Below are 25,007 nucleotides of genomic sequence, written 5' to 3' on the forward strand. Positions count from 1 at the left end.
GTGGAGGAGTGCAAGACGCAAGCGGTCTTTCTATTCGTCCGCTATTGTTCGGGCCAGTAAGATATGGTGCCGACGCGTACGTCCGAATCAGGACCGGCGCTCGTCTAACTGGCGTTCCCAAGCCAGTGCATGTTTGACGATGGTGTCGAGATCGTCATATTTGGGCTGCCAGCCGAAGCGGCTGATAATGGCGCGGTTATCAGAGATGAGCGAATCAGGATCACCTGCACGGCGACCTTCCAAAATGCGCACCAATTTGTTGTTGGTCACCCTGTCGACTGCATCGAGAACCTGCAGCACCGAATAGCCATGTCCATAGCCGCAATTTAATGTGTGGCTGGTTTTCGGATCCGCGGTCAACGCCTCCAAGGCTATGACATGTGCGGCCGCAAGGTCAGCGACATGAATATAGTCACGCACACCTGTGCCATCCTCGGTTGCGTAGTCCGTGCCATAAACCCCAACACTTGCCCTTTTGCCGAGAGCAGCTTCGACCGCGATTTTGATCAGATGTGTGGCGCCAACCGTCGACTGGCCGCTACGACCTTTTGGATCGGCGCCTGCGACATTGAAGTACCGCAGCGCGCAATAGTTGAAATCATGTACGGCTGCGACATCGCGGAGCATGAATTCGGTCATGAGTTTGGAAGTGCCGTAGGGATTAATCGGCAGGGTCGGCATGTCCTCCCGTACCGGGCTTTCTTTAGGGATGCCGTATGTGGCGGCAGTTGAAGAGAAGATCATGTGCCGAATCCCGGCGGTAATCACGGATTCGATCAGCGATCGGGTCTTGGCCGTATTATTGTGATAATATTTCAGTGGGTTCTCTACAGATTCCGGTACGACAATCGATCCCGCAAAATGCATGACGGCTTGAATATCTTCTTTTTTGAAGATTTCTGCGACCAAGTCCTTGTCCGATATGTCGCCTTCGTAAAAAGGCGTACCCTCAGCAACGGCCCAGCGAAACCCGGTCACTAGGTTGTCGATTACGACCGGACGATGACCGGCGTCTAACAAAGCAAGGACGGCATGACTGCCAATATAACCCGCGCCACCTGTTACCAGTACATTCAGCTTTTCGCTCATCAATCATTCCTTCAGGCGGTGGGCGCGTATCCAATGCGGTGGCATTAGCTAAATTGTTTAAACGGCAGGTAAAAAAAAGGCGACCCGAAGGCCGCCTTTTCTAAATCCAAAACCTGAAGAACTCAGGGGCTGGTGGGTGCGTCGTCGTCGTTGCCAGCAGCAATTACAATGCCGCCTACAACAGCAACAGCAGCCAGAACAGCGACGATAACGCCACTGCCACCGCCGAGCTTGCTTTCTTCCTTGGTAGCGGCGCCAGCGCGCTTTACCTTGGAAGCTGCAACCGCCTTAACGGAAGGCGAAAGTGATTCAGCCATTACGGGGGCGCTTGCAAGTGCAGCGGCCGCAACAGCAGCGAGGGAAATCTTACCGAAACGCATTATTGTGCTCCTTTTTTTGCGAAGTGCTGTGCACTCGGCAGTGTCATTTGCACAAAGCACCTTCAAATTCAAGCATTGAATTGGCACGCGCCGTAAAAATGTCTCAATTTATCGGACTGTTGCATATTTCATACAATATAGCGGACAAGTGGATTAGAGACAAAATTAACCACTTCGCCACTGACTTTAAGTTGTCGAGTAAAGGAAAACCAATGAAAATCGCTGTTCATCAGATGTGCAGTGGTATAGATCCAATCTGCAATGCCGGGAAAATGGAGCAGGGCATTTACCAAGCTTCCGAAAACAAGGCTGTCATGTATTTTGCTCCCGAAATGGCGATTGTTCTGGACCGTGATCGAAAACGCGCCGCATCGCATATAGTCTCCGAATCGGACAGTTCGGCTCTAAAACGCCTGTGTGAAGCGGCACTTTCATGCCGAATGTGGGTACATGCTGGATCTTTGCCGGTTTTGACCGACAGTGGAATGAAATACGCAAACAGGTCTATTGTCATTGGTCCCGATGGCCGAATACATGCGCGTTACGACAAAATGCATCTGTTTGATGTGGACCTGTCCACGGGGGAAAGCTGGCGTGAATCGGCTGCTTATATCGGTGGATCGGGTCCAGTGGCTGTGCAGACACCGCTTGGATTACTTGGCCTCACTATTTGTTATGATCTGCGCTTTCCGGATCTATACAGTGCCTATTCAAAGGCTGGGGTCGACATAATTGCGATTCCCTCGGCTTTTACCGTTCCGACCGGTCAGGCGCATTGGCAAACAATGGTGCGGGCACGGGCGATCGAAGCCCAGGCCTTTGTCGTCGCAGCGGCACAATCCGGAAGTCATGAAGATGGGCGGCAGACTTACGGACATTCGCTCGTGTTTGACCCGTGGGGAGAGACATTGTTAGAAATGGGTGACGGCGAAGGAGTTGGCTACGCAACCCTTGATCTGAACCGCATTAGTGAGGTGCGCGCCCAGGTGCCCATACATGCAAACCGGCGTGTCATCGATATGCGAGTGGATATACAATCCGGAGCTTGACCATCTCTTCTTCGCACACCACATCCCGCGCATGGCATGGTTCACATCCGCTTTTGAAGGGCTTCAGTTCTGGACTTCGATGTCCTTGTTTTCGGCCATGGTCGTGGCCATCAGCAGCTTTGCCGATTGGAGACGATCCCGGCGTCGAGACATTAATGCCGTTGGCTTCATGCCTTGGACCGCGATCACCTTACTCGGCGTACTGGCCTCGGTCATTTCGGCGGCGTTGGCTTTAAAGGGATTTTAGCCCAGGCACGCTTCTAGGAAGGGCTGGTCGAATCCAAATTGGCGGGCTTTTTCAAGGGTGTAGGGGCGTACGCCGCCGGCCACCCATTCGCCGTGAATCTTACCATCCGCGTCTTCGTCACGATATTCGAATTTGAACAAATCCTGCGTAACGATCACATCGCCTTCCATGCCGATAACTTCGGTGATCTGTGTCGTGCGGCGTGATCCATCACGAAGACGTTTTACCTGAACGATCAAATCGACCGATTCGGCAATCTGGCGTGAAATCGCTTCCTTCGGGATCTTGATGTCGCCCATCAAGATCATGTTCTCCATACGGCCAAGGCACTCACGCGGATTGTTGGCGTGCAAGGTGCACATGGATCCATCGTGGCCGGTGTTCATCGCGGCGAGAAGGTCGAAACATTCCGCGCCACGAATTTCGCCGAGGATGATACGGTCAGGACGCATACGCAGGGCGTTCTTCACAAGGTCGCCAATCGTAATCGCACCTTCGCCTTCCAGGTTTGGCGGGCGTGTTTCGAGTGGAAGCCAGTGAGGCTGTTGCAGACGCAATTCGGCGGCGTCTTCAATCGTTAGCACGCGCTCGCCAGGGTCGATCATTTTCGACAGGGCGTTGAGCATGGTTGTCTTACCCGAACCGGTACCGCCGGAGATTACGATGTTCATGCGCGACGCGCCGGCAATTTTGAGCGCAGTTGCCATCGGTTCCGACATGGAGCCGAAACCTTTGAGCATATCGATGGTGATCGGCTTTTCAGAAAACTTACGAATCGAAATTGCGGTTCCGCGAAGCGACAGCGGCGGCACGATGACGTTAACGCGCGAACCATCTTTCAAACGGGCGTCAGCAAGCGGAGTCGTCTGGTCGACACGGCGACCGACCTGGTTCACGATGCGTTGGGCGATCTGGAACAGATGCTCTTCGTCACGGAACTGGATTGGCGCGATTTGAAGCTTGCCCTTCTTTTCAATATAGGTCTGCAACGGGCCATTGACCATGATATCGGAAATATCCGGATCCCCGAGCAATTCTTCGAGCGGACCGAAACCGAGCAGTTCGTCCACCAGTACCTTTTCAAGCGCAAATTGTTCACGGCGGTTGAGGGTCAGTTTAAGTTCGGCCAGCACCTCAAGGATGATCGGCCGGAACTCTTCGGTCAGTTCTTCCTTATTCAGCGACGCAGCCGCCTCGGGATCGACGCGCTCCAAAAGACGGGGAAGTACCTGTTCCTTGATCTTGTGCACCGAAGCTTCGAAGCCTTGAGGGCCTTCATCGACTGGAGCAACCGAGGATGCACGTTCCGACAGGCGCGACATGGCGTCCTGCATCGGTGTCTGAGGATTAGGCGCTGTGCCGGGTAATTCTACGGAATGCAGCGGCGGAAACTGTTCTCCGCCTTCAGGAAGCTGGGGTTCGGGTATGGGAGCCGGTGCGGGCTGAGGTTGTTGATTCGTGGGGGAGGACCCGCCGCCCGTCATGGGCCGCGCAACGCCGAAAGAAGGGCGTCCCGGTGTTAGGCCTGGTTTCTTGCCAAATGCACTCACAGCTATACCGCTCCGATTTAATCCAGTTGCAACGTAAATGGTTGCTACCTGCAAATGGTGAATAAATCGGTAATGCTATCGGTCAGCCACGATTTCATTCGTCCTTTCATTGCCCTTTCCAATGCTATCGATGCACATTAAGGCGGCACCCAGTTTAGGGAAATTTCCGTGCATACTCATTCGGCCAGATCAGGCCTTCTTTTCGCTCTTTGTGGCTTTGCGTTATTGTCCTGTGGGGACGCCGTGATCAAATCGATCGCTGGCGCGTGGCCGGGCACGGCTGTTGCAGCCTTGCGTTATTCGGTCGGCGCAACAGGGTTAGGAATGTTCTTGCTGATAAAAGAAGGCCGGCGTGGCTTTGCGCTGCCTAATCCACGCATACAGTTAATGCGCGGCGCTGCCGTTGCGGCGGCAACCATCCTTTTCTTTTCATCTATTTTCCTCATGCCTTTGGCTGAAGCCACGGCTATCGGATTTACAACGCCTATGATCACAGCGTTGCTGAGCGCTCTTTTTCTGAAAGAACGCACGAGCAAGGCCACCTGGTTCGCGTCGCTGATTGCCTTTGCAGGGGTGCTCATCATCTTGCGTCCGAATGTCGCTGCACTTGGCTGGGTCGCGCTGATGCCGCTTGCTGCCGCGATATGTATGTCACTTATGATGATGGGAAACAGGGCGGTCGCTGGACAAGGCTCTCCTTTATTGATGCAATTTCTGGTGGCGTCCATCGCGGTACCTTTCGTATTGGGCGCGGCCATCATCGGACATTTTTCCGGCTTTGAACCGCTTCATGTCGGGGTGCCTGATTGGACAGTCGTCGCGCGGGCCTGCATTGTTGCCGTCTCGGCAAGCTTTGCACATTGGCTGATTTTCATGGGCACGACGCGTGCATCCGCCGCCGAGATTGCACCGATGACTTATGCCCAGTTGTTGATTGCAATGGCACTTGGGATCCTGTTGTTCGGCGACTGGCCAGACCTGACATCTTTGTTGGGGTCGGCAATCATCATTGGCGCAGGGTTGTACTTGTGGCATCAAAAGCCTTCCTAAAGGAGGGACGTGATGCAAATGCGTATTGGATTGGCTTTGGTGCTGCTGATGCTTGCACCTATCAACTCCGCCATCGCGGAAGAAGCGGAGCTACCCGGTTGGATGACCGGAGCATGGGCGCGCGAAGATGGTGATAATTGGGCCGACGAATATTGGACTCCACCACGCGCAGGTCTGATGATTGGCGCAAGTCGGTCGGGGAAGGGCGATACGCTCCAATTCTGGGAGCATATGCGTATAGTCCGGGAGGCTGACGGGAGTTTGGTATTCTGGGCAATCTCGGCCGATCAGAAACCGGTTCGGTTTGCGGCAACACGGAAATCAGCAGAGGAAATCATATTCGAAAATGCCGGACATGATTATCCGCAACGCATTCGCTATTGGCGCGAAGGCAAGCTGTTAAAGGCGCAAATTAGCTTGATAGATGGCAGCAAGCCCGTCGATTTCGAGTATAGGATGATGGGTCAGTAACTGGAATAAAATCGTCGAAGAAGCGCTGATCTGACTCCGTCATGGCGTTGACTTGGGTATCAACGCTACGGTGACGAAAACTTGAATTCCCCGACCTTCATCCCGGGTCATCTGTGGGCCGTTGACGATGGTGATCATATGTCCTGATTTGATTACCAGTTCGTCCTTCATATAACCATTCGCCGTGCCTGATCGCCGCGTGTCATAGATCCATGATGATGTCGCGCGCAGGCGGTCGACGAATTCGAGCCGTGCATTGAGTGCAGCATCGGTGTCCGACACCACCACCCGGCAAGCCGTTGAATCGACGGCGGTTACAACGAAAACAGTACTCCCTCCGTCACCGATCTTCGCAAAGAGCGGATTTTCAGGAAACAAAGGAGCCGAATTATCCCTTACGTCTTGTGGAACGCCTTCGACCATGCGCGCGCCGAGCTCTGCCAACTGATCGCTATGGTCAGCCGAGAGAATTCCGTCACGCAAAATATGTTTTGCGCATAGTTTGAACCCGAGCTCGATGCGGCCACTAACTTCCGCAACTCGTTCTTTAAAGGGGAGAGGTGCCTGAACAGCTAGGGCTGGCGCCAGAAAAAAGCTGGCCAGCATCAGATCTATGCGGCCTCAACCACCTGTTCGGCGAGGACGGTCAGGCCTTTTTCGTTCACTTCAGCAAAGCCGCCTGCAACGGTGAGCTTTTCAGGGGTCGCCCCTTGCGAAGCATAGATTTCTAGGGCAGCATCGCTGCGCAACGTGCTCATCATGGGGCTGTGGCCTTCAAGCACGCCAAAATCGCCTTCTGTGCCGGGGACCACGACCATATAGACGTCGTCCGAGCGATAAAGCTTCTCTGGGGTTACGAGTTCAAATTTGAGTGCCATCTGCTTTTCCCAATCTTCCCCTCTCCATCGGGAGAGGATTATGAAGACTTGGCAGCTCGCTGCCTAGTCGTAGCTGGGTGAGGGGCTTTCCCTATACCGGGGCAGTACCCCTCATCCAACTTTGCCAAAGCTGCTAGGCAGCCAAGGCTTTCTGTCCTTATCCCAGCGGGAAGAGGTGTTTAAGCCGCTTCGGCCGCCAGCTTGGCTGCCTTGGCAACTGCTTCCTCGATGCCACCAACCATGTAGAAGGCTGCTTCGGGAAGGTGGTCATATTCGCCGTCGACGACTGCCTTGAACGATTTAACTGTGTCTTCGACCTGAACAAACTTGCCGGGGATGCCGGTGAAAACTTCGGCCACGTGGAAGGGCTGCGACAGGAAGCGCTGGATCTTGCGTGCGCGGGTCACGGTCAATTTATCGTCTTCCGACAGTTCGTCCATGCCCAGAATCGCGATGATGTCCTGGAGCGACTTGTACTTCTGCAGCGTTTCCTGAACGCGGCGGGCGGTGTCATAATGCTCTTGTCCGACAACCGCAGGTGTCAAAACGCGGCTGACCGAGTCAAGCGGGTCCACAGCGGGATAAATACCGAGTTCCGAAATGGCGCGGTTCAACGTTGTCGTTGCATCCAAGTGAGCGAACGATGTTGCCGGTGCAGGGTCGGTCAAGTCGTCTGCAGGAACGTAAATGGCCTGAACCGAGGTAATGGAACCCTTGGTGGTCGAGGTAATGCGTTCCTGCAACTGACCCATGTCGGTTGCCAAGGTTGGCTGATAACCCACAGCCGAAGGAATACGGCCGAGAAGCGCCGACACTTCGGAGCCTGCCTGCGTGAAGCGGAAGATGTTGTCGACGAAGAACAAAACGTCCTGACCTTCCTGGTCACGGAAATATTCCGCCATTGTCAGACCCGACAAGGCAACGCGTGCACGTGCGCCAGGAGGTTCGTTCATCTGGCCGAACACCAGAGCAACCTTTGAACCATCAGGGGTCGGATTACCGTCGGCGTCTTTGGCAATAACGCCAGCGTCAAGGAATTCGTGATAAAGGTCATTACCTTCGCGGGTACGCTCACCCACGCCAGCGAATACGGACACGCCGCCATGGCCTTTTGCGATGTTGTTGATCAGTTCCTGAATAAGAACGGTCTTGCCCACGCCTGCGCCGCCGAACAGACCGATCTTGCCACCCTTTGCATAGGGAGCGAGCAGGTCGATAACCTTGATGCCCGTCACCAGAATCTCGGCTTCGGTCGACTGGTCCGTGAACAACGGAGCTTCTGCGTGGATAGGTGCAACCTGAGCCGCGCCAACGGGGCCACGTTCGTCGATCGGTTCGCCGATAACGTTCATGATTCGACCAAGAGTCTTCGGGCCAACAGGAACCGAAATCTGTGCACCGGTGTCGCGAACAGGCTGACCGCGGGTCAAACCTTCGGTCGCGTCCATAGCGATTGTACGAACCGTGTTCTCGCCGAGATGCTGCGCAACTTCGAGGACAAGGCGGTTGCCGTTATTGTCCGTTTCCAGTGCGGAAAGAATAGCGGGCAGGGTGCCGGTAAAGGTTACGTCGACAACAGCGCCGATGACCTGACTGATACGACCGGTAGCGCCAGCAATGTTCGTCTTTGTTGCGCTGGAAGTTGCCTTTGCGGCAGCTTTCGGTGCAGCAGTCTTTGTGGCAGCAGCCTTGGCTGCGGGAGCCTTTGCAGCGGCGGCTTTAGGAGCTGCTGCCTTCGGTGCTGCGGCCTTCGGAGCGGCGGTTTTCTTCGGGGCGGTTGCCATTTGCTTCTTCCTTGCCTTGGGATGTCGTTAGAGCGCTTCTGCGCCCGCGATGATTTCAATGAGTTCGGTGGTAATCGCTGCCTGACGCGTCCGGTTGTACTGGATCGTCAGTTTATTGATCATTTCGCCCGCGTTGCGTGTTGCGTTGTCCATGGCGGTCATTTTGGAACCCTGTTCCGACGCCGCATTTTCGCGATTTGCGCGAAGCAACTGGACAGCCACATTACGCGGCAGCAGGTCGGCGAGAATTTCTTCCTCGTCCGGTTCATATTCGACCGACGCAGACGCACCGGAAGCCCCGCCGTCCGGAGCAGCAACAGATACCGGCATCAACTGGATCGCGGTAGGTTCCTGTGTCAGGACCGTCACAAATTTCGAAAACAGCAGGTGCGCGACATCAAATTCGCCGGCTTCGAACCGGGCAGTAAGGTCTTCTGCCCAGACTTGGACATCGGCGAAGCTCAACTTGCCCAGATCACCCGGTTCAATACTATGGATGATATCGCTGCGGAAGCTGCGGCCAAGCTGGTCTTTGCCCTTCTTGCCGATGGTGTAGAATTTGACCGTCTTGCCCGCGGCCTTCAATTCTTCAGCCTTGCGGCGGGCGAGGCGGACAATATTGGTGTTGAAAGCACCGGCCAAACCCTTGTCGGAGGTGGCGACGACAAGAAGGTGAACATCATCCTTGCCCGAACCAGCCAGCAATTTGGGCGATTGCGGACCAACCGTCACCTTCGATGCGATGCTCGAAACGACCGATTCCAGCCGCTCGGCATAGGGACGTGACGCTTCGGCCGCATCCTGCGCACGGCGCAGCTTGGCCGCAGCGACCATCTTCATCGCCTTGGTGATCTTCTGGGTCGATTTGACCGAGTTGATCCGGATTTTAAGGGCCTTAAGGCTCGCCATTCTGGTTTCCGATTATGCGAAGTTTTTCGTGAACTTGTCGAGTGCAGCAACCAGCGCTTTCTTGCTGTCATCGCTGAAGTCGCGGCTATCGCGGATGCCCTTCAGAACGTCAGCATGGTTGGCGCGCAGATCGGCCAGCATCGCTTCTTCATAACGGGTCACTTCGGATACCGGGATATTGTCCAGATAGCCATTGGTGCCGGCGAAGATCGAGGCTGTCTGCTCTTCGAAGGGAAGCGGGCTGAACTGCTTCTGCTTCAACAACTCGGTCAGTCGTGCACCGCGGTTCAGAAGCTTCTGAGTCGATGCGTCAAGGTCCGAACCAAATTGCGCGAACGCAGCCATTTCGCGATATTGCGCGAGTTCGAGCTTAATCGACCCCGACACCTTCTTCATCGCCTTGGTCTGTGCGGCCGAGCCAACGCGGCTAACCGATAGACCAACGTTAATAGCAGGGCGGATGCCCTGGAAGAACAGGTCGGTTTCAAGGAAGATCTGGCCGTCGGTGATCGAGATCACGTTCGTCGGAATGTAAGCTGAAACGTCGCCGGCCTGCGTTTCGATGATCGGCAATGCAGTCAACGAACCGCCGCCATTGGCGTCGGACATTTTTGCAGCGCGTTCAAGCAGGCGGCTGTGCAGATAGAAAACGTCACCGGGATAAGCTTCGCGGCCGGGAGGACGACGCAGCAGAAGCGACATCTGACGATAGGCCACAGCTTGCTTCGACAGATCGTCATACACGATTACGGCATGCATGCCGTTGTCGCGGAAATATTCACCCATTGCCACGCCGGTATAGGGTGCGAGATACTGCAGCGGCGCAGGCTCGGATGCAGTCGCTGCGACAACGATCGAATATTCCATCGCGCCTTGCTCTTCCAATGCCCGGACGATCTGGGCAACGGTCGAACGCTTTTGGCCAACAGCAACATAGATGCAGTACAGCTTCTTCGATTCATCTGTGCCCTTGTTGACTTCCTTCTGGTTGATGAAGGTGTCGATGGCAACGGCGGTCTTGCCGGTCTGACGGTCGCCAATGATAAGTTCGCGCTGTCCACGGCCCACAGGTACCAGAGCGTCAAGCGCCTTAAGACCAGTTTGCACCGGTTCGTTAACCGACTGGCGCGGGATGATGCCGGGCGCCTTGACTTCAACGCGGCTGCGCTGGGTCGTTTTCAGCGGGCCTTTGCCGTCAATCGGATTGCCGAGGCCGTCTACAACGCGACCGAGCAGTTCCTTACCGACGGGAACGTCCACAATCGTACCGGTCCGCTTAACGACGTCGCCTTCACGAATTTCGCTGTCCGAACCAAAGATAACGACACCGACATTGTCGGCTTCGAGGTTCAGCGCCATGCCCTGAATTCCGTTAGAGAATTCAACCATCTCACCAGCCTGCACATTGTCGAGGCCGTGGATACGGGCAATACCGTCACCCACGGACAGCACGCTGCCTACTTCCGAAACCTTTGCTTCGGTGCCGAAATTGGCGATCTGGTCCTTAATGACCTTTGAAATTTCTGCGGCACGGATATCCATGATCTGTACTTAGCCTTTCATCGCAGCTGCGAGGGTGTTGAGACGGGTTTTGATACTATTATCGATCATCTGGCTGCCGATACGGACAGTCATGCCACCCAAAAGGGAGGGATCGACCTTGGTTTGAATGGCAACGTCGCTACCGACGCGGGCCTTGAGCTTTGCCGACAGCGCCTTCATTTGCGCGGCGGTGAGCGTGTGGGCCGAGGTTACTTCGGCGGTTACTTCGCCGCGATGCGCAGCGGCAAGGGCGGTGTAAGCGCGGGCGACGGAAACCGTTTCGCCGAGCCGACGGTTTTCGGCCAGCACGCCCAGTGTCTTTGCCGACAACGGATCCAGCTTCATTGCCTTGGCAACGGCAGCAATAGCCTTTTTGGCATCGGCGCGTGTCAGAACTGGGTTGGAAGTCAGCGCTTTCAGGTCTGCCGATTCGCCCACCGCTTTGGCCACTGCCGACATGCTTTTCTCGACGGCATCAATCGCCTTGGAATCGCGTGCCAGTTCAAACAACGCAGTAGCGTAACGCCCAGCTAAACTGGCCTGTATATTAGCAGATGTGCCGCCGGAATGATCCACGCGTGAAAGTCCTCGAATGTGAGACTGAAGAAATGTGCTGACCGGGCCGAAAGGTTACCCTTTCACTGAAGTCGACGCGCGCCTAGCAGGGGTTTTGCTGCGATGCAAGATGGGGATTTCCAGAAACTCCTTGTCTTCGGTGCGGTTCGGCGCGTCTCCCTCTTTTCAACGGCATGCCCGATGCGCAATGTAGGCGAAGAAGAGGAGTACCCTATGGGCAAAATGATTCGCATGGCCATGGACGACGGCGTAGAAATTGCCGTCTACCATGCCGAACCGGAAGGCGAGCGGCGCGGCGGTCTGGTTCTTGTTCAAGAGATATTTGGCGTTACGGACCATATTCGCGAATTGTGCGACGAATATGCAGCCGACGGATATGAGGTATTGTCTCCATCGATCTTTGATCGGGAGCATCCGGGATTTGAGGCGGAATATACTGGACCCGATTTTGAGCGGGCCGTGCAATTGGCGCGGGAACTGCATCCTTTTGTCAAAAGCCTGGATGACGCGCAGGTTTGCATTGACGCATTAAAAGATAAAGGGCCGGTCTTCATTACCGGTTATTGTTATGGCGGCTCTGTTGCCTGGGCCATGGCTGGCATAAGTGACGATCTGGCCGCAGCATCCTGCTACTATGGCAGTCTCATCCCTACTCTCTATGCCGACAAGACGCCGAAATGCGCCACTATCGCCCATTTCGGCCGCTATGATCAGGGTATCCCTATGGAAGGGGTCGAAGCATTAATCGCCAAAAATCACCCGACGGCGCAGATTTTTGTTTATGATGCTAATCATGGTTTCAATTCGGACCGACGTAAAGATTATCACGAACCAAGTGCGGAACTTGCGCGCGAACGGACTTTAGCTCTTTTTAAGGCGTGTGGCGGTTGATCTGCTTTGAAAGCAAGTTTCGGGAAGCACCGGGTTTATAGGGCTTCTATTCTGGGTTCATTGAACAAGGAGCCGGAATATGAGCTATAGAATTATCGGACTGGATCATGAACCATTCGCACATTTGTTTGAAATGCAGGATGACGCGCTAGCGGAACATGGTGCAATTCGCGTTACTGCTGCTGCCGATAGAGGCTGGCCTTGCCGCATCAGCCTCGAAGATGCAAAGGCAGGCGAGGAACTGATTTTGCTCAATCATATCAGCCATGATGTGGCGACCCCCTATCGGTCGGCTTATGCAATCTATGTTCGCAAGGCCGCTCGCAAAGCGGCGGAATTTGTCGATAAAACACCCCCCGTCTTCGACGGCCGTCCGATGGCGTTACGGGCTTTCGATGCCGGCGGCATGCTTCGTAATGCCGCTCTTGCAATGCCGGGTGAGGCGGACGACAAAATCCGTGCGCTTTTTACCCAACAGGAGATCGCCTATATTCATGCGCATAATGCCGCGCATGGTTGTTTTTCGGCGCGTATCGAGAGGGCTTGAGTATGACCTCTTTCCTGTTGTTAAGCCTGGTCGCGAACTGGAGGCGTTTCGAAAATGGCTGATGCACTTGCCATCGACCCAGACTTTGCCTGGAGAACATTTCTTGCACGCGATCGGTCTTATGACGGCCAGTTTGTTGGCGCGGTCAAAACGACAGGAATTTATTGCAAGCCGAGCTGTCCGGTACGGCATCCCAAGCGTGAAAATGTGCGCTTTTATGCGACGGCCGCAGAAGCGAAAGAAGCCGGATTCCGGGCATGTTTACGCTGTCGACCCGACGATATTGCGCGGGACGAGGTTGCTGTGGTGAACGCCCTCAAGCTGCTGGCACGCGAAGAGCCGATAAGTTTGGAAGAACTTGCCGCTGCTGTCGGCTATGCACCCCATCATTTTCATCGTTTGTTCAAGCGTGCGACAGGCGTAACGCCTGCCCAATATGCGCGGGGGTTACGGGCAGGACGCGCCGAACAGGCGCTCGCTTCCAATGACCGGGTGACAGATGCGATATATGATGCCGGATATTCCGGACCGAGCCGCTTTTACGCGGCAACAAAAGGACGATTGGGAATGACACCGAGTGCATGGAAAAATGGCGGGGCCGGGGCGGTGATCCGATGGGCGGTTGTAGAGACATCGCTCGGAACCATGCTGGTCGCCGCGACAGATAAAGGGATATGCCGCCTCTCCTTCGATGAAGATGAAACTGAGCTTCAACGACGCTTTCCTGCCGCGACAATCGAGCAGGGCGGCGAGGCGTTGACAGACCTCGTCAACGGCGCGATCGCGGCGGTCGAAAATCCTGCGAATATGCCGGATCTACCGCTTGATATCGCCGGAACAGTTTTCCAGCAGGCCGTGTGGAAGGAATTGCAACGTATTCCGCCGGGTGAAACCCGCACTTATGCCGAGATCGCCGCGGCGGTTGGGAAACCCAAGGCCGTTCGCGCCGCCGGAAGTGCCAATGGCGCGAATAATGTCGCTGTTCTCATTCCATGCCATCGGGTGATCCGCACCGACGGTAGTCTGGGGGGATATGCCTATGGTCTTGAGCGCAAGGAGAAATTGCTTAACGCCGAACGCAAGATGTGACGTTATTTTACATGTAAACAGATGGTTGGCGCTATGTCCCGAAACGGGACCGCGCTGAATTTGCGCCAAAATTTTGGTTAATACTAACGGTCTGTTCACCCTTTTTGTCCATAGCACAGTCCATTCTGCGAGAGTTGCAGGTCCGTCAATGGGGGCGTGACTGTCTGATTCGTCGCAGGTTCAGAAGGACTGGCGATGAAGAACGCGTTGAAAATCAGACTGATGCTGGCGCTAGGCGCAACGGCCACGGTGGTGACGGGATGCAGTTCTATGGCTGGCGGCCCGGAGTTGCCCCAGGCGCCGACTGTTTCGGTTCGCGAAGGTCCGGGTGAAGATTACATGATTGGTCCGCTGGACCAGTTAACGGTTTTTGTATGGCGGAACCCGGAGCTGGGTGCGAAGGTGCAGGTCCGACCTGATGGACGGATAACCACTCCGCTGATTACGGATATGCCTGCTGTTGGCAAAACGCCAACCATGCTGGCGCAGGATATCAAGCTGCAGCTCTCCCAATATATCAACGATCCCATTGTATCGGTCATCGTCAATGAATTTGCCGGAACCACATCCCAGCAGGTGCGCATTGTGGGCGCCACGGAAAAGCCTGCATCAATTCCTTACCGGGCAAATATGACCGTGCTGGATGCCATGATCGCCGTAGGCGGCCTGTCGGAATATGCCGCCGGGAACAAGGCCCGCTTGATCCGGCACAATAAGGGCACGGGTGTTCAGAAGGAGTATTCTCTTCGACTGGGTGACTTGCTGAAGCGTGGCGACAGCAAGGCAAATGTTCTCCTCGAACCGGGCGATGTCATCATCATTCCCGAAAGCATGTTCTGAAAATAGTTGGACCGAAGAAAGCCAATCCCCTGACATGAACAGCCTTTACGACGAATTTCGAATTGCTGTGCACAGCGTGTGGAACCGCCGCTGGCTTGCGCTGGGCGTTGCGTGGGGAATCTGCCTTCTGGGTTGGCTGGTGATCGCGATGATCCCCAACAAATATGAATCCAAGGCCCAGATCCAGGTACGCACACAATCGATCTTGTCCGATCAGGTTGGCATCACACCACAGGACCAGCGTCGCAATATCCAGCAGTTGGAACAAACGCTCACTTCGTCGGAAAATCTGGCGAAGGTGGTGCGTGGAACCGATCTTGGTGCATCGATTGCAACCGACCAGGAACTCGCGGCAAAGGTAGAAAGCCTGCGTGCCAATGTCGAGGTAAAGGCAGAGCAGGACGACTTCTTCGCAATCAGCGCACAATTGCCGAGTGGGAAGCTTGCGCGCGACGTGGTGCAGAAGCTGATCGATGTTGCCGAAGAAGATAATATTGCCGGGGACCGCAAAACGACCAGCCAGACTTTGCGTTTTCTGGATGCCCAGATTGAAGGACGGCAAAAGGAACTGGCAGATGCCGAGGCCAAACGTGTTGCTTATGAAACCCAGAATCTAGGCTTGCTACCCGGCGTGGGTTCGGTGTCGCAGCGCATGGAAGCAGCACGAGCAGAGTTAAGTCAGATTGATTCCCAACTGATCCAGGCCCGCAGCGCATTGGCGGCTCTAAACGGGCAACTGGCAGGAACGCCTGCAACACTAAACACCCCATCTGCTGGTGGCGGTTCGCCAACGGCTTTGGGCCAAGCACAAGGTGAGCTGGCTTCCATGCGGGCGCGCGGCTTTACCGACAGCCATCCTGATGTGGTGGCGATCCGCAACCAGATTGCCAATCTGCGCGCGCAAGGTGGCAATGCGGCGGCAGGCGGTTACAGAACGCCCAATCCGGCCTATAGCTCACTACAATCGATGCGCGCCGAACGCGAAGCGGCGGTTACCGCGTTGCAAGCACGCAAATCTGCCCTGCAATCCGATATGGCGCAAATGGCCGCAAAGCAAACGGCCGAGCCGGGTGTTGCTGCCGAATATCAACGCATCAACCGCGACTATGAAGTGCTGAAAACGCAATATGACAAGCTGGTTACCGAACGTGACCAAATCCGCTTGCGCGGTCAGGTCGAAACGCAAACCGATGCCGTGCAGTTCAGGGTTGTGAAGGAGCCATCGCTGTCTAACGTTCCTGCCGCACCCAACCGCCCCCTGTTGCTCGCCGCCGTATTGATCGCCGGTGTTGGTGCAGGTGTCGGCGCCGCTTTTGCCTTGGGCCAGTTGCAGACGAGTTTCCCGACCGCAGCCAAACTGGAGCGGGCGAGTGGTCTTCCGGTCATCGGTTCGATTTCGCAAATGCTGAGCAGCGAGGAACGGGCGCAGCGCAAACAGAAGATGAAATTGTTTTACGGCGCCACAGGCGGGCTTGTCTGCGTCTTTGCGCTGCTGCTGGTCGCCGAATTTGTCCAGCGCGGTTTGACGGCGTGAGAGGGCAAAAGACATGAACAAGCATAGCTCAATCAAATCGTCGGGTTCGCTGCTGGAGCGGGCATCCGAGCTTTATGACTTTGGTGCGGCGCTGCGCGGCGGGGCTGCTGCACCAGCCGTTCCGCCAGTGGTCGAAATACAGGCGGTTGCACCAGAGCAGACGCACGCTCCCGAGCAGGCTCCCGTAATAGCGCCAGTCCGGCCGGCCATGGCAGCAGCACCTGTTAGCCGCACGCAAGTAACCATCAGCCGTGAGCGGTTGGCGGCGCATAATTTCATCGTACCGGACGACCCAGTTACTGGTCTTTCTGAAGAATTCCGTATCGTAAAGCGGCAACTTCTTCTCGCTGCGCGTGGTGGCAAGGGTTTCGATGCACTCCCCCATGGTGAACGCATCCTTATCTGTTCCGCCAATCCCGACGAAGGCAAAACCTACTGTGCCATCAATCTGGCACTGTCGATGGCCAGCGAAAAGGATAACCGCGTCCTGCTGGTCGATGCCGATTTTGCCAAGCCCAGCATTCTTTCAACATTGGGCATCGAAAAACATCGTGGTTTCATGGACGCCTTGGCTGATCCTGAATGCGATGCGGAATCGCTCGTCCTGCAAACGGATATTGATGGCCTTTCGATTCTTCCGGCAGGTAGCCAGACCAATCAGGATACCGAATATCTTGCCGCATCCCGTACGGCGGAAATCATCGATCAACTAACCCGGAACGATCCGGCGCGAATTTTGATATTCGACTCGCCGCCTGCACTTGCTGCGTCGCCGGCTTCGGTTTTGGCACTGCATGTGGGGCAGACCCTCATGGTCGTTCATGCGGATGTGACGACCGAAAGCGCCCTGCGCGACGCGCTCGGCCTTCTGAGTGGCTGTGAACATATCCAGCTTTTGCTCAACCGCACCAAATTCTCCCCGACCGGACGCAAGTTCGGCAATTACTACGGATATGGAGCTTCGTAATGCACATGCCTGTTTTCAAGATTGCATTGCTGGCAGGGGTCGCACTCTCGCCGTTACCGGCCTTGGCACAACAGATTGATTCAAGCTGGTCGCCGGTCGAAGATAACTATGCCAGTTCCGATGAGGCGCCCGACGATGCGGCACCTGTAAGCAAAAAACGCGGCAAGAAGCGCGCCGAACCCCGTTTGGAAGTCGTACCCTATATTGAGGCGCAGCAGGTCTTGGTCGCCGACCTTAAAAACGGCGGGGATGTATTGACCTATTCTACGATTGCAGCGGGTGTGGACGCATCCATGTCGACCCGCCGTGCCGAAGGTCAGGTCAGCGTTCGTTACGAGCGGCTGATTGGATATGACAATGACGTTGACGATCAGGACATCGTGACAGGTCTTGCGCGCGGTTCTCTGGCGGTCACACGGAACCTCAGTCTGGAGGCAGGCGCAGTTGCTGCGCGGTCACGCGTTGATGGCCGTGGTGCGGCACCTGTCAATCTTGTTGGTAATCCCGACAATATCACGCAAGTCTATTCGGTTTATGGCGGGCCTACATTTGCCACACAGGCGGGTGATCTCAGCATTAATGCCGCCTATCGGGCTGGCTACACGAAAGTTGAGACGAAAGATAATGTTGTGCTTCCCGCGGGACAGCAGCGTTTTGATCAGTTCGACGACAGTGTCAGTCAGCTGGCAACGGCATCGGTGGGGATGCAGCCGGGGCCTTTACCGGTCGGCTGGGCTATTAGCGGAAGCTGGCAACGCGAAGACGCAGGGCAGCTTGATGGCCGATTTGACGGCAAATATGTCCGCGGCGATGTGACAGTTCCCGTTTCGCCGACCTTGGCGATTGTCGGCGGGATCGGTTATGAAGATATCGAGATCTCGGAACGTGATGCGCTGCGCGATGCAGGCGGCGTCCCGATTGTTGGTTCGGACGGACGGCTCGTCAAGGACCCGAACTCGCCCCGTTTAATTGCCTATCAAACCGATGGCCTGATTTGGGATGCGGGCGTATTGTGGCGCCCCAGTCCACGGACGTCGGTCGAGGCGCGTTATGGACGGCGTTATGGATCGGATATCTATATCGGCAGCCTCAGCTATCGGCCCGGTCGCGACTGGGCGGTGAATGTGTCGGTTTATGACACGGTAACCGGCTTTGGCAGCCTTCTGAACGATAATCTTGCGGCATTGCCGACCCAGTTCAGGACCACGCGTAATCCGCTTTCGGGTGATATCGGCGGATGCGCCTTCGGCCAGAGCGGGGGACTGTGCCTGAACGATGCGTTGCAAAACGCTTCTTCGGCAGCATTCCGCCAGCGGGGCGTAACGGCATCGTTCAGCGGTACGACCGGAGGTTGGGATACCGGCGTGGCGCTCGGCTACAACCGGCGCAAGGCGATTGCCTCAAGCCTGGGTGCGCAGGCCGTGGTGAACGGTGTAACCGATGAATTTTTCTTTGCCGCTGCCTATCTGGGAACCAATATCGACCAGCGAACACGATTTGAATCAAATATTTATGCAAGTTATTTCGATTCAGGATTTGCAAGCGCTAACGATGTTCTGCAAACTGGGGCAAATGCAGCGCTTTACCGCCAGATTATTCGCGGACTTTCTGCCAAGGCCGCGGTCAGCCTCGACAGCTATCGCCAAGAGGATTTCGACAGCGAACTGACGGCGTCGGCTCTGCTGGGTCTGCGGTATAGTTTTTAAGGGGCATCACGATGTACGACCAATATTACAATCTATCCTCCCGCCCTTTTCAGCTAACCCCTGATCCGCAATTCTATTTCGAAAGCGCAACGCATCGCAAAGCCTTGTCCTATCTTGGCTATGGCCTTGCCCAGGGCGAGGGGTTTATTGTCATCACCGGTGAAGTTGGCGCTGGCAAATCGACCTTGGTCAGCCATTTGATGCAGAGTGTCGATAAAGCGCGACTGACCGCGGCGACGATTGTTACGAGCCAGCTCGACGGTCTGGATATGGTCCACATGACGGCGGAATCCTTCGGCATTGATACGCGCGGACTAGACAAGGCGGCTACGCTTAAAAGCATCGAAAACTTCCTGCATGCCGAGGCGCGTGCAGGACGCCGTTGTCTTCTGGTAGTGGACGAAGCACAGAATCTTTCGGTGGATGCATTGGAAGAGCTTCGAATGCTGTCCAATTTCCAGCTTGGTTCCTCCGCTTTGCTGCAGATTTTCCTGCTCGGCCAACCTGAATTCCGCGATCTGGTCCGCGATGCTCCAGAACTGGAACAGCTTCGCCAGCGGGTCATCGCGACGCACCACCTTGAGCCGATGGATGCCAATGAAGTCGAGCCCTATATCGTGCACCGCCTTTCGCGTGCCGGCTGGAATGGTCGGCCTGAAGTGACGGCCGACGCATATGCCGCGCTTTATGCAGAAACGGCGGGCGTGCCGCGGAAGCTCAATACGGTGATGAACAGGGTCATGCTGATGGGCGCAGTGGAACAGGTTGATGTTTTGGATGGCCGTATGGTCGCCGCCGTTATTGCGGACATGGCTGGTAAGCCTTTCGCTTATGAAGCGCCGATGTCGACCCATGCTCCCATTCAGGACAACTCCCGCGATGTCGAGATTCCGGCCGTCACTGCAGCCAGTGACATGACCGATGTGCCGGTCGAGGAAAAGACGTACGAGCAGGTTGCCAATAGCGTTCAACCGGCACCGTCCATTGCAAACAGCGCGGAATTGGAGGCTCTGACGGCCCGCATCGCTTTGCTGGAACAACGTGTGACGGAACAGGAGGCGGCGCTCCGTCGCGTGCTGTCGATGATGATTGATTGGATGGACAAGGAAACACGCCTCGACGCGCGGTTCATGCAGAATAATCGCGCAGCCTAAACGCGACGCGCATGTCGCTTGTTAAAGGGATTATCCGTCTGTGCTTAATGCGCTCTCCGTGGATGTTGAAGACTGGTTTCAGGTCGGGGCGTTTGAAACCGTCATCGACCGGAACAGTTGGGATTCGCGGGAGTGCAGGGTCGAACGCAATACCGATCTTGTATTGGAATTGTTTGACGACGCAGGTGTAAAGGCAACTTTCTTCACGCTGGGATGGGTGGCTGAACGCTATCCCGCCCTGATCCGTCGCATCGTTGAAAACGGGCATGAGATTGCCAGCCATGGTTACGGCCACGACCGGGTATTTACCTTCACCCCCGAACAATTTGCCGCTGACCTTGTCCGGTCGCGTAATTTGATTGAGAATTCTGCAGGCGTTGCCGTCACAGGCTATCGTGCCCCCAGCTTTTCCATCGATCAGCGCACGCCATGGGCGCACGAGATTCTGGCCGAGCAGGGCTACGCCTATTCCTCCAGCGTCGCGCCGATCAAACATGACCATTATGGCTGGGCAGAGGCACCACGCTTTGCGTTCCGTCCCGTCGCCGGGAGTGACTTTCTCGAAATTCCTGTGACCACGGCCGAACTGGGCCCAAAACGTCTGGCAGCGGGCGGCGGAGGCTTTTTCCGTCTTTTACCCTATGCCTTTTCGCGCTGGGCTATCCATCAGGTCAATGAACGCGATGGACGGCCGGCAGTTATCTATTTCCACCCGTGGGAAATCGACCCTGAGCAGCCTCGGGTTCCAAATGCCCCGCTGAAATCCAAGATAAGGCATTATACCAAGCTGGATGTGATGGCCGCCAAATTGCGGCGCTTGCCTCAAGATTTCCAGTGGGAGCGACTGGACAGCATTGTCGCGCGGGAAAAAGCAAGGCTCGCGGCATGAACGCTCCTTTGTTACGGTCCAGAATGACGGTGCGCCTGGCCGATCTTGGAGCGGCGGATGAGCTGGCGCGCCTTGATGCCTGGGTAATGGCACATGAACTCGGATTGCCCTTTCACAGGCCGGACTGGCTATTGGCGATCGAGGAATCAACCGGGCAAAAGGCACATTGCCTGATTGCCGAGCGGGCAGGGGATATTGCGGCAATCCTGCCATTTCATCTCGTTCACTCACCGCTTTTCGGGCGCGCACTTGTGTCTTCTGCCTTTGCCGTGGGCGGAGGCATTTTGTCGGTTAGCGATGCAGCCACACGGCGATTGGCAGGGCAAATCTGTGAACTTTCCGAACGGTGGAGCTGCCCGACGGTCGAACTGCGCGGCGGGGCGATGCCCGGGCGTGGCTGGATTGAAAAGCGGGATTCGCACGCAAATTTCTTGAAACCCCTGCAAACAGATAGCGAGGCAGAGCTTTTGGCGATACCGCGCAAACAGCGTGCCGAAGTGCGTAAAGGTCTGGAAAACGGGCTGACCATTGTTACGGGGCGCGAAGAACGGGATCTGGAATGGCATCATGGCGTTTACGCGCAGAGCGTGCGCAATCTGGGTACGCCCGTTTATCCCAAAAGCCTGATGGCAAAGGTGTTGCAGCGTTTCGGTGATAATGCTGACATTCTAACGGTGCTGCACGAAGGCCAGCCGGTCGCCAGCGTCTTTAGTCTGTATCATAAGGGCGTTGTCATGCCCTATTGGGGCGGCGGTATCTGGGATGCGCGACGGCTACGGGCAAATGACGTCATGTATTTTGCCCTCATGGACCACGCGCGTGGACGTGGGTGCGACACTTTCGATTTTGGTAGGTCAAAAACAGATTCAGGAGCCTATCATTTCAAGAAAAACTGGGGGTTTGAGCCCGAACCGATGGCCTATGCCATCCATACCGCCGATGGTCAGGAACCGCGCGACATCAATCCAAATAGTCCAAAGTACCGGGCGCAGATTGCGCTCTGGCAAAAATTGCCTTTGCCTATAGCCAATTTTCTGGGGCCATGGATTGCCAAAGGATTAGGTTGATGCGCGAGATCCTTTTTCTCGCCCACCGCATACCTTGGCCAGCCGATCGGGGCGATAAAATCCGTTCGCACCACATATTGAAACGGCTGTGCGAAATGGCCCCGGTGCACGTCGGGACTTTTGCCGATGATGATCGCGATATGGGCTTTGCAGAGGCCATGGATGGACTTGTAGCCTCCCGCCATGTCGAATTGCGCAGCAAGCCGCAATGGCAGGCAGGGATTGAGGGGCTCTTGACCGGACAACCGATATCGGTCCGAAGTTTTGCCAGCCCATCCATACAAAGCTGGGTGAATGCACGGATCGCGTCCGGCGTAGTCAGCCATATCTTCTGCTTTTCCGGACAAATGGCGCAATATGTCCCCATGGATTTTCGCGGTCGTTTCATCATGGACTTTGTCGACGTCGATAGCGCCAAATTCGAAAGCTATGCTGGAGAAGGGCACAGCTTGATGCGGTGGGTGAACCGACGTGAAGGACGCGTTCTGGCGCGGTTCGAAAGCGAAATAGCCCAGCGCGCAGATGCCAGTTTGCTGGTGAGTGAGGCAGAGGCGAAACTGTTTCAGGATCGCACCGGTGCCAGCACCGTTATGGCCATGGGGAATGGTATCGACACCGGCTTCTACGATCCCGACGGCCAGTATAACAAACTGCATCCGCCTTTTCCCGATCCGTTAATAGTCTTTACCGGCCAGATGGATTACCGGCCAAATGTCGAAGCCGTTTCGGATTTTGCGCACCATGCCATGCCCATGATCCGCGCCCAGCATCCCGAGGCTACATTTGCCATTGTAGGGCGCAATCCGACGCAGGCCGTTTCGGATTTGTCCATGTTGCCGGGTGTACAGGTCACAGGTGCCGTAGATGACGTACGGACATGGCTTGCTGCCGCGGATGTAATTGTCGCTCCGTTACGGATTGCAAGGGGTATCCAGAACAAAGTGCTCGAAGCGATGGCCATGGCGAAACCTGTCATAGCTTCGCCCGCCGCAGCGGAAGGCATTGATGCCGAACATGGGCAACATCTTTTCGTGGAAGAAAATATTGCTGCGGAGGCCGCACGTGTCTGCGCCCTCTTGGCTGAGCCCGGTTCGGGTCTTGCCATCGGACAGGCCGCGCGTATGCATGTTATCGCCCATTATGGATGGCGCAGCCAATTGGCGCTTCTTGATCGCCTGATGGGCCTTGTCACGGACGATCCGCAATGAGCGATGCTGTGCCGCAAAACGGACCGGAAGAGGGCATTCAACCAGAACCCATTCCGGTCGAGGCTGAAGAGGTAGTTTCCCTCGCGCCCGCTGATTTTACCGAACAATGGAATCGCCCGCTCAGGTTTCTTGCGGCGATTTGGGGTGCTCTGCTCCTGCTGTTCTGGCGGGACACAGCGGACATGGTGGCCATTTGGTGGAACAGCTCCACCTTCAATCATTGCCTTTTGATCGTACCAATTCTCGGTTGGCTGGTCCTGCAACGCAGGGAATTGCTCGTCCAGTTGAAGCCGGAACCTTGGACACCGGCTATGCTTTATGGTGCCGTAGGCGCAGGCGGCTGGCTGCTCGGCGATGCAGCAGGGTTGGCGGTCGCGCGGCAATTAGGCCTGATCATGATGCTGCAGGGCAGCGTTGCTGCGGTGCTGGGTGCGAACGTCGCCCGGGGTCTGCTCTTCCCGCTCTTCTACATGTTCTTTCTGGTGCCCATTGGCGAAGAGGCCGTGCCGGCACTGCAAACGCTGACTGCAAAAATGTGCATGATACTGCTCGGCTGGACAGGAATCCCTGCGCATATCGACGGGATATTCATCACAACACCCACGGGCTATTTCCGTGTGGCCGAGGCATGTTCGGGCGTCAAATTCCTGATTGCAATGATTGCCTATGGTGTTTTGGTTGCCAATTTGTGTTTCAACCAATGGCCACGGCGTATAGCCTTTCTTGCGGCATGTGTTGTCGTGCCCATTCTGGCCAATGGCGTTCGCGCTTTTGGTACCATCTATATTGCCCATCACAGCAGCAATGAATTTGCATCCAATTTTGACCATGTCTTTTACGGATGGATATTTTTCGGCATCGTTATCGCGCTCGTGATGGCTGCAGGCTGGCCCTTTTTCGATCGCAAGGCGGATGCACCCGCCTTTGATCCGGCCGCGCTGCAGGCCCCTGTCGGCCAATCCACTACTTATCTGCGTGCCGCCGTCGCTGTCATGTTGATTGCCGCCCTGCCTTTTGGATGGTCCACCTACAGTGCCACCAAATTCTCACCGACGCCGGAACGCATAGCATTGCCGCAGGTAGAGGGTTGGGACATTGTTCCTTATGCGCCCACAGTCCACTGGACCCCGCGGTTCGTTGGTGGCAGCCATTATTTGTCCGGCAGATATCGTAACGAGGCGGGGCAAGAGGCCGATCTGTTCGTAGTCGTCTATGACCGGCAGAGCGAAGGTCGCGAATTGGTCGGCTTTGGCCAAGGTGCCATTGATCCTGATGGATTCTGGTCCTGGACCGCAAATACACCGGCACCACGCAACGGGAAGGCAGAGCGTATAAAGACCAAAGGTGCTGCACGCGAAGTGGTTAGCTTTTACCGCGTAAATGGTGTCACGAGCGGCTCTGCGGCTCGTATCAAATTGGCAACATTGCAGGCCCGTCTCCTGGCGGGTGACCAGCAAGCGGTGGCAATCATTGTATCATCCGAACAGATCGGAAATCAGTCCCCCCGTCCCGCTATCGACGCCTTTGTCAAATCCTTGGGGGATATCAATAAAATGGCTGACCGCTTCGCCGGTTTGCGATAGGGACCGC

General features: G+C 55.7%; 25 protein-coding genes. 16 read left to right on the top strand and 9 right to left on the bottom strand.

From position 1 onward, the window contains the following. Nucleotides 1–87: 87 nt before the first annotated feature. Together galE and FOM92_RS01005 are read right to left on the bottom strand one after the other, a co-directional pair. Nucleotides 88–1,089 (bottom strand): UDP-glucose 4-epimerase GalE, encoded by a 1,002-nt coding sequence (gene galE / locus FOM92_RS01000; protein WP_143774926.1) that lies wholly within the window; start codon nucleotides 1,087–1,089, stop codon nucleotides 88–90. Between the two features lie 122 nt (nucleotides 1,090–1,211). Further along, nucleotides 1,212–1,469 carry a hypothetical protein gene (locus tag FOM92_RS01005; protein WP_246087107.1) on the bottom strand — a complete coding sequence of 86 codons (258 nt, stop codon included), beginning with the start codon at nucleotides 1,467–1,469 and terminating at the stop codon, nucleotides 1,212–1,214. A 47-nt stretch (nucleotides 1,470–1,516) separates the two neighbouring features. On the opposite strand from FOM92_RS01005, the gene FOM92_RS01010 reads away from it, so the two are divergent. Next, on the top strand, nucleotides 1,517–2,518 hold the full coding sequence (locus FOM92_RS01010) for a carbon-nitrogen hydrolase family protein (protein WP_342778151.1): 1,002 nt from the start codon (nucleotides 1,517–1,519) through the stop codon (nucleotides 2,516–2,518). Between the two features lie 79 nt (nucleotides 2,519–2,597). After that, complete coding sequence (locus FOM92_RS15870; protein WP_170226757.1) at nucleotides 2,598–2,765, top strand: hypothetical protein; 168 nt, start codon at nucleotides 2,598–2,600, stop codon at nucleotides 2,763–2,765. On the opposite strand, the gene FOM92_RS01015 is transcribed toward FOM92_RS15870, so the two are convergent. Beyond that, a complete protein-coding gene (locus FOM92_RS01015; RefSeq protein ID WP_143774927.1) occupies nucleotides 2,762–4,315 on the bottom strand; it encodes a TadA family conjugal transfer-associated ATPase in 1,554 nt (517 codons plus the stop codon). The two genes, FOM92_RS15870 and FOM92_RS01015, sit on opposite strands and share 4 nt — an antisense overlap. A 168-nt stretch (nucleotides 4,316–4,483) precedes the next feature. Between FOM92_RS01015 and FOM92_RS01020 the strand changes: the two genes are divergently transcribed. Together FOM92_RS01020 and FOM92_RS01025 are read left to right on the top strand one after the other, a co-directional pair. Further along, entirely contained in the window at nucleotides 4,484–5,365 is an 882-nt protein-coding gene (locus tag FOM92_RS01020) for a DMT family transporter (protein ID WP_143774928.1), read from the top strand. Nucleotides 5,366–5,377: 12 nt separating this feature from the next. Next, the gene (locus tag FOM92_RS01025; RefSeq protein ID WP_246087109.1) at nucleotides 5,378–5,836 is read left to right on the top strand and encodes a DUF6265 family protein; all 459 of its coding nucleotides are present in this window, start codon (nucleotides 5,378–5,380) and stop codon (nucleotides 5,834–5,836) included. A gap of 39 nt (nucleotides 5,837–5,875) precedes the next feature. Here FOM92_RS01025 and FOM92_RS01030 read toward each other — a convergent pair whose 3' ends face one another. The 6 genes from FOM92_RS01030 to FOM92_RS01060 all read right to left on the bottom strand — a co-directional run bounded on the left by FOM92_RS01030 (nucleotide 5,876) and on the right by FOM92_RS01060 (nucleotide 11,525). Then, nucleotides 5,876–6,442 carry a hypothetical protein gene (locus FOM92_RS01030; protein WP_143774929.1) on the bottom strand — a complete coding sequence of 189 codons (567 nt, stop codon included), beginning with the start codon at nucleotides 6,440–6,442 and terminating at the stop codon, nucleotides 5,876–5,878. A 5-nt stretch (nucleotides 6,443–6,447) separates the two neighbouring features. After that, nucleotides 6,448–6,714: an ATP synthase F1 subunit epsilon gene (locus FOM92_RS01035; protein ID WP_143774930.1), complete on the bottom strand. Its 267-nt coding sequence runs from the start codon at nucleotides 6,712–6,714 to the stop codon at nucleotides 6,448–6,450. Nucleotides 6,715–6,893: 179 nt separating this feature from the next. Further along, on the bottom strand, nucleotides 6,894–8,498 hold the full coding sequence (gene atpD / locus FOM92_RS01040; RefSeq protein WP_246087110.1) for a F0F1 ATP synthase subunit beta: 1,605 nt from the start codon (nucleotides 8,496–8,498) through the stop codon (nucleotides 6,894–6,896). Nucleotides 8,499–8,525: 27 nt separating this feature from the next. Beyond that, entirely contained in the window at nucleotides 8,526–9,407 is an 882-nt protein-coding gene (locus tag FOM92_RS01050) for a F0F1 ATP synthase subunit gamma (protein WP_143774931.1), read from the bottom strand. A gap of 12 nt (nucleotides 9,408–9,419) precedes the next feature. Continuing rightward, nucleotides 9,420–10,949, bottom strand: a complete 1,530-nt coding sequence (gene atpA / locus FOM92_RS01055) for a F0F1 ATP synthase subunit alpha (protein WP_143774932.1) — start codon at nucleotides 10,947–10,949, stop codon at nucleotides 9,420–9,422. Between the two features lie 9 nt (nucleotides 10,950–10,958). Further along, nucleotides 10,959–11,525, bottom strand: a complete 567-nt coding sequence (locus FOM92_RS01060) for a F0F1 ATP synthase subunit delta (protein WP_143774933.1) — start codon at nucleotides 11,523–11,525, stop codon at nucleotides 10,959–10,961. A 213-nt stretch (nucleotides 11,526–11,738) separates the two neighbouring features. Here FOM92_RS01060 and FOM92_RS01065 point away from each other — a divergent pair, with 213 nt between their 5' ends. From FOM92_RS01065 to xrtA, 12 genes are all read left to right on the top strand, one after another. Continuing rightward, the gene (locus FOM92_RS01065) at nucleotides 11,739–12,416 is read left to right on the top strand and encodes a dienelactone hydrolase family protein (protein WP_143774934.1); all 678 of its coding nucleotides are present in this window, start codon (nucleotides 11,739–11,741) and stop codon (nucleotides 12,414–12,416) included. Between the two features lie 79 nt (nucleotides 12,417–12,495). After that, complete coding sequence (locus tag FOM92_RS01070) at nucleotides 12,496–12,963, top strand: DUF1203 domain-containing protein (RefSeq protein ID WP_143774935.1); 468 nt, start codon at nucleotides 12,496–12,498, stop codon at nucleotides 12,961–12,963. A gap of 54 nt (nucleotides 12,964–13,017) precedes the next feature. Then, on the top strand, nucleotides 13,018–14,052 hold the full coding sequence (gene ada / locus FOM92_RS01075; protein ID WP_143774936.1) for a bifunctional DNA-binding transcriptional regulator/O6-methylguanine-DNA methyltransferase Ada: 1,035 nt from the start codon (nucleotides 13,018–13,020) through the stop codon (nucleotides 14,050–14,052). A 222-nt stretch (nucleotides 14,053–14,274) separates the two neighbouring features. After that, nucleotides 14,275–14,892 (top strand): XrtA/PEP-CTERM system exopolysaccharide export protein, encoded by a 618-nt coding sequence (locus tag FOM92_RS01080; RefSeq protein ID WP_425473370.1) that lies wholly within the window; start codon nucleotides 14,275–14,277, stop codon nucleotides 14,890–14,892. Nucleotides 14,893–14,926: 34 nt separating this feature from the next. Next, nucleotides 14,927–16,426: an XrtA system polysaccharide chain length determinant gene (locus FOM92_RS01085; protein ID WP_143774938.1), complete on the top strand. Its 1,500-nt coding sequence runs from the start codon at nucleotides 14,927–14,929 to the stop codon at nucleotides 16,424–16,426. A 13-nt stretch (nucleotides 16,427–16,439) separates the two neighbouring features. After that, complete coding sequence (locus FOM92_RS01090; protein ID WP_143774939.1) at nucleotides 16,440–17,393, top strand: AAA family ATPase; 954 nt, start codon at nucleotides 16,440–16,442, stop codon at nucleotides 17,391–17,393. Continuing rightward, the gene (locus tag FOM92_RS01095) at nucleotides 17,393–19,099 is read left to right on the top strand and encodes a porin family protein (RefSeq protein WP_143774940.1); all 1,707 of its coding nucleotides are present in this window, start codon (nucleotides 17,393–17,395) and stop codon (nucleotides 19,097–19,099) included. Before FOM92_RS01090 ends, FOM92_RS01095 begins: the two co-directional genes overlap by 1 nt. 11 nt (nucleotides 19,100–19,110) lie before the next feature. Continuing rightward, complete coding sequence (locus tag FOM92_RS01100) at nucleotides 19,111–20,253, top strand: XrtA/PEP-CTERM system-associated ATPase (RefSeq protein WP_143774941.1); 1,143 nt, start codon at nucleotides 19,111–19,113, stop codon at nucleotides 20,251–20,253. A 40-nt stretch (nucleotides 20,254–20,293) separates the two neighbouring features. Then, nucleotides 20,294–21,142, top strand: coding sequence for an XrtA system polysaccharide deacetylase (locus tag FOM92_RS01105; RefSeq protein ID WP_143774942.1), 849 nt, complete (start codon nucleotides 20,294–20,296; stop codon nucleotides 21,140–21,142). Next, on the top strand, nucleotides 21,139–22,209 hold the full coding sequence (locus tag FOM92_RS01110) for a FemAB family XrtA/PEP-CTERM system-associated protein (RefSeq protein ID WP_143774943.1): 1,071 nt from the start codon (nucleotides 21,139–21,141) through the stop codon (nucleotides 22,207–22,209). The genes FOM92_RS01105 and FOM92_RS01110 overlap by 4 nt, the downstream gene beginning before the upstream one ends. After that, a complete protein-coding gene (locus FOM92_RS01115; RefSeq protein ID WP_246087111.1) occupies nucleotides 22,206–23,417 on the top strand; it encodes a TIGR03087 family PEP-CTERM/XrtA system glycosyltransferase in 1,212 nt (403 codons plus the stop codon). Before FOM92_RS01110 ends, FOM92_RS01115 begins: the two co-directional genes overlap by 4 nt. Beyond that, the gene (gene xrtA, locus FOM92_RS01120; protein WP_143774945.1) at nucleotides 23,414–25,000 is read left to right on the top strand and encodes an exosortase A; all 1,587 of its coding nucleotides are present in this window, start codon (nucleotides 23,414–23,416) and stop codon (nucleotides 24,998–25,000) included. Before FOM92_RS01115 ends, xrtA begins: the two co-directional genes overlap by 4 nt. Nucleotides 25,001–25,007: the final 7 nt, after the last annotated feature.

The sequence above is a fragment of the Sphingorhabdus contaminans genome (assembly GCF_007280415.1).
Classification (GTDB): domain Bacteria; phylum Pseudomonadota; class Alphaproteobacteria; order Sphingomonadales; family Sphingomonadaceae; genus Sphingorhabdus_B; species Sphingorhabdus_B contaminans.

Coding starts and splice junctions, on each gene's coding strand:
- galE (WP_143774926.1), bottom strand. CDS start 1,089: ATGAGCGAAAAGCTGAATGTACTGGTAACAGGTGGCGCGGGTTATATT.
- FOM92_RS01005 (WP_246087107.1), bottom strand. CDS start 1,469: ATGCGTTTCGGTAAGATTTCCCTCGCTGCTGTTGCGGCCGCTGCACTT.
- FOM92_RS15870 (WP_170226757.1), top strand. CDS start 2,598: ATGTCCTTGTTTTCGGCCATGGTCGTGGCCATCAGCAGCTTTGCCGAT.
- FOM92_RS01025 (WP_246087109.1), top strand. CDS start 5,378: ATGCAAATGCGTATTGGATTGGCTTTGGTGCTGCTGATGCTTGCACCT.
- FOM92_RS01030 (WP_143774929.1), bottom strand. CDS start 6,442: ATGCTGGCCAGCTTTTTTCTGGCGCCAGCCCTAGCTGTTCAGGCACCT.
- FOM92_RS01035 (WP_143774930.1), bottom strand. CDS start 6,714: ATGGCACTCAAATTTGAACTCGTAACCCCAGAGAAGCTTTATCGCTCG.
- atpD (WP_246087110.1), bottom strand. CDS start 8,498: ATGGCAACCGCCCCGAAGAAAACCGCCGCTCCGAAGGCCGCAGCACCG.
- FOM92_RS01050 (WP_143774931.1), bottom strand. CDS start 9,407: ATGGCGAGCCTTAAGGCCCTTAAAATCCGGATCAACTCGGTCAAATCG.
- atpA (WP_143774932.1), bottom strand. CDS start 10,949: ATGGATATCCGTGCCGCAGAAATTTCAAAGGTCATTAAGGACCAGATC.
- FOM92_RS01065 (WP_143774934.1), top strand. CDS start 11,739: ATGGGCAAAATGATTCGCATGGCCATGGACGACGGCGTAGAAATTGCC.
- FOM92_RS01070 (WP_143774935.1), top strand. CDS start 12,496: ATGAGCTATAGAATTATCGGACTGGATCATGAACCATTCGCACATTTG.
- ada (WP_143774936.1), top strand. CDS start 13,018: ATGGCTGATGCACTTGCCATCGACCCAGACTTTGCCTGGAGAACATTT.
- FOM92_RS01080 (WP_425473370.1), top strand. CDS start 14,275: ATGCTGGCGCTAGGCGCAACGGCCACGGTGGTGACGGGATGCAGTTCT.
- FOM92_RS01085 (WP_143774938.1), top strand. CDS start 14,927: ATGAACAGCCTTTACGACGAATTTCGAATTGCTGTGCACAGCGTGTGG.
- FOM92_RS01090 (WP_143774939.1), top strand. CDS start 16,440: ATGAACAAGCATAGCTCAATCAAATCGTCGGGTTCGCTGCTGGAGCGG.
- FOM92_RS01095 (WP_143774940.1), top strand. CDS start 17,393: ATGCACATGCCTGTTTTCAAGATTGCATTGCTGGCAGGGGTCGCACTC.
- FOM92_RS01100 (WP_143774941.1), top strand. CDS start 19,111: ATGTACGACCAATATTACAATCTATCCTCCCGCCCTTTTCAGCTAACC.
- FOM92_RS01110 (WP_143774943.1), top strand. CDS start 21,139: ATGAACGCTCCTTTGTTACGGTCCAGAATGACGGTGCGCCTGGCCGAT.
- xrtA (WP_143774945.1), top strand. CDS start 23,414: ATGAGCGATGCTGTGCCGCAAAACGGACCGGAAGAGGGCATTCAACCA.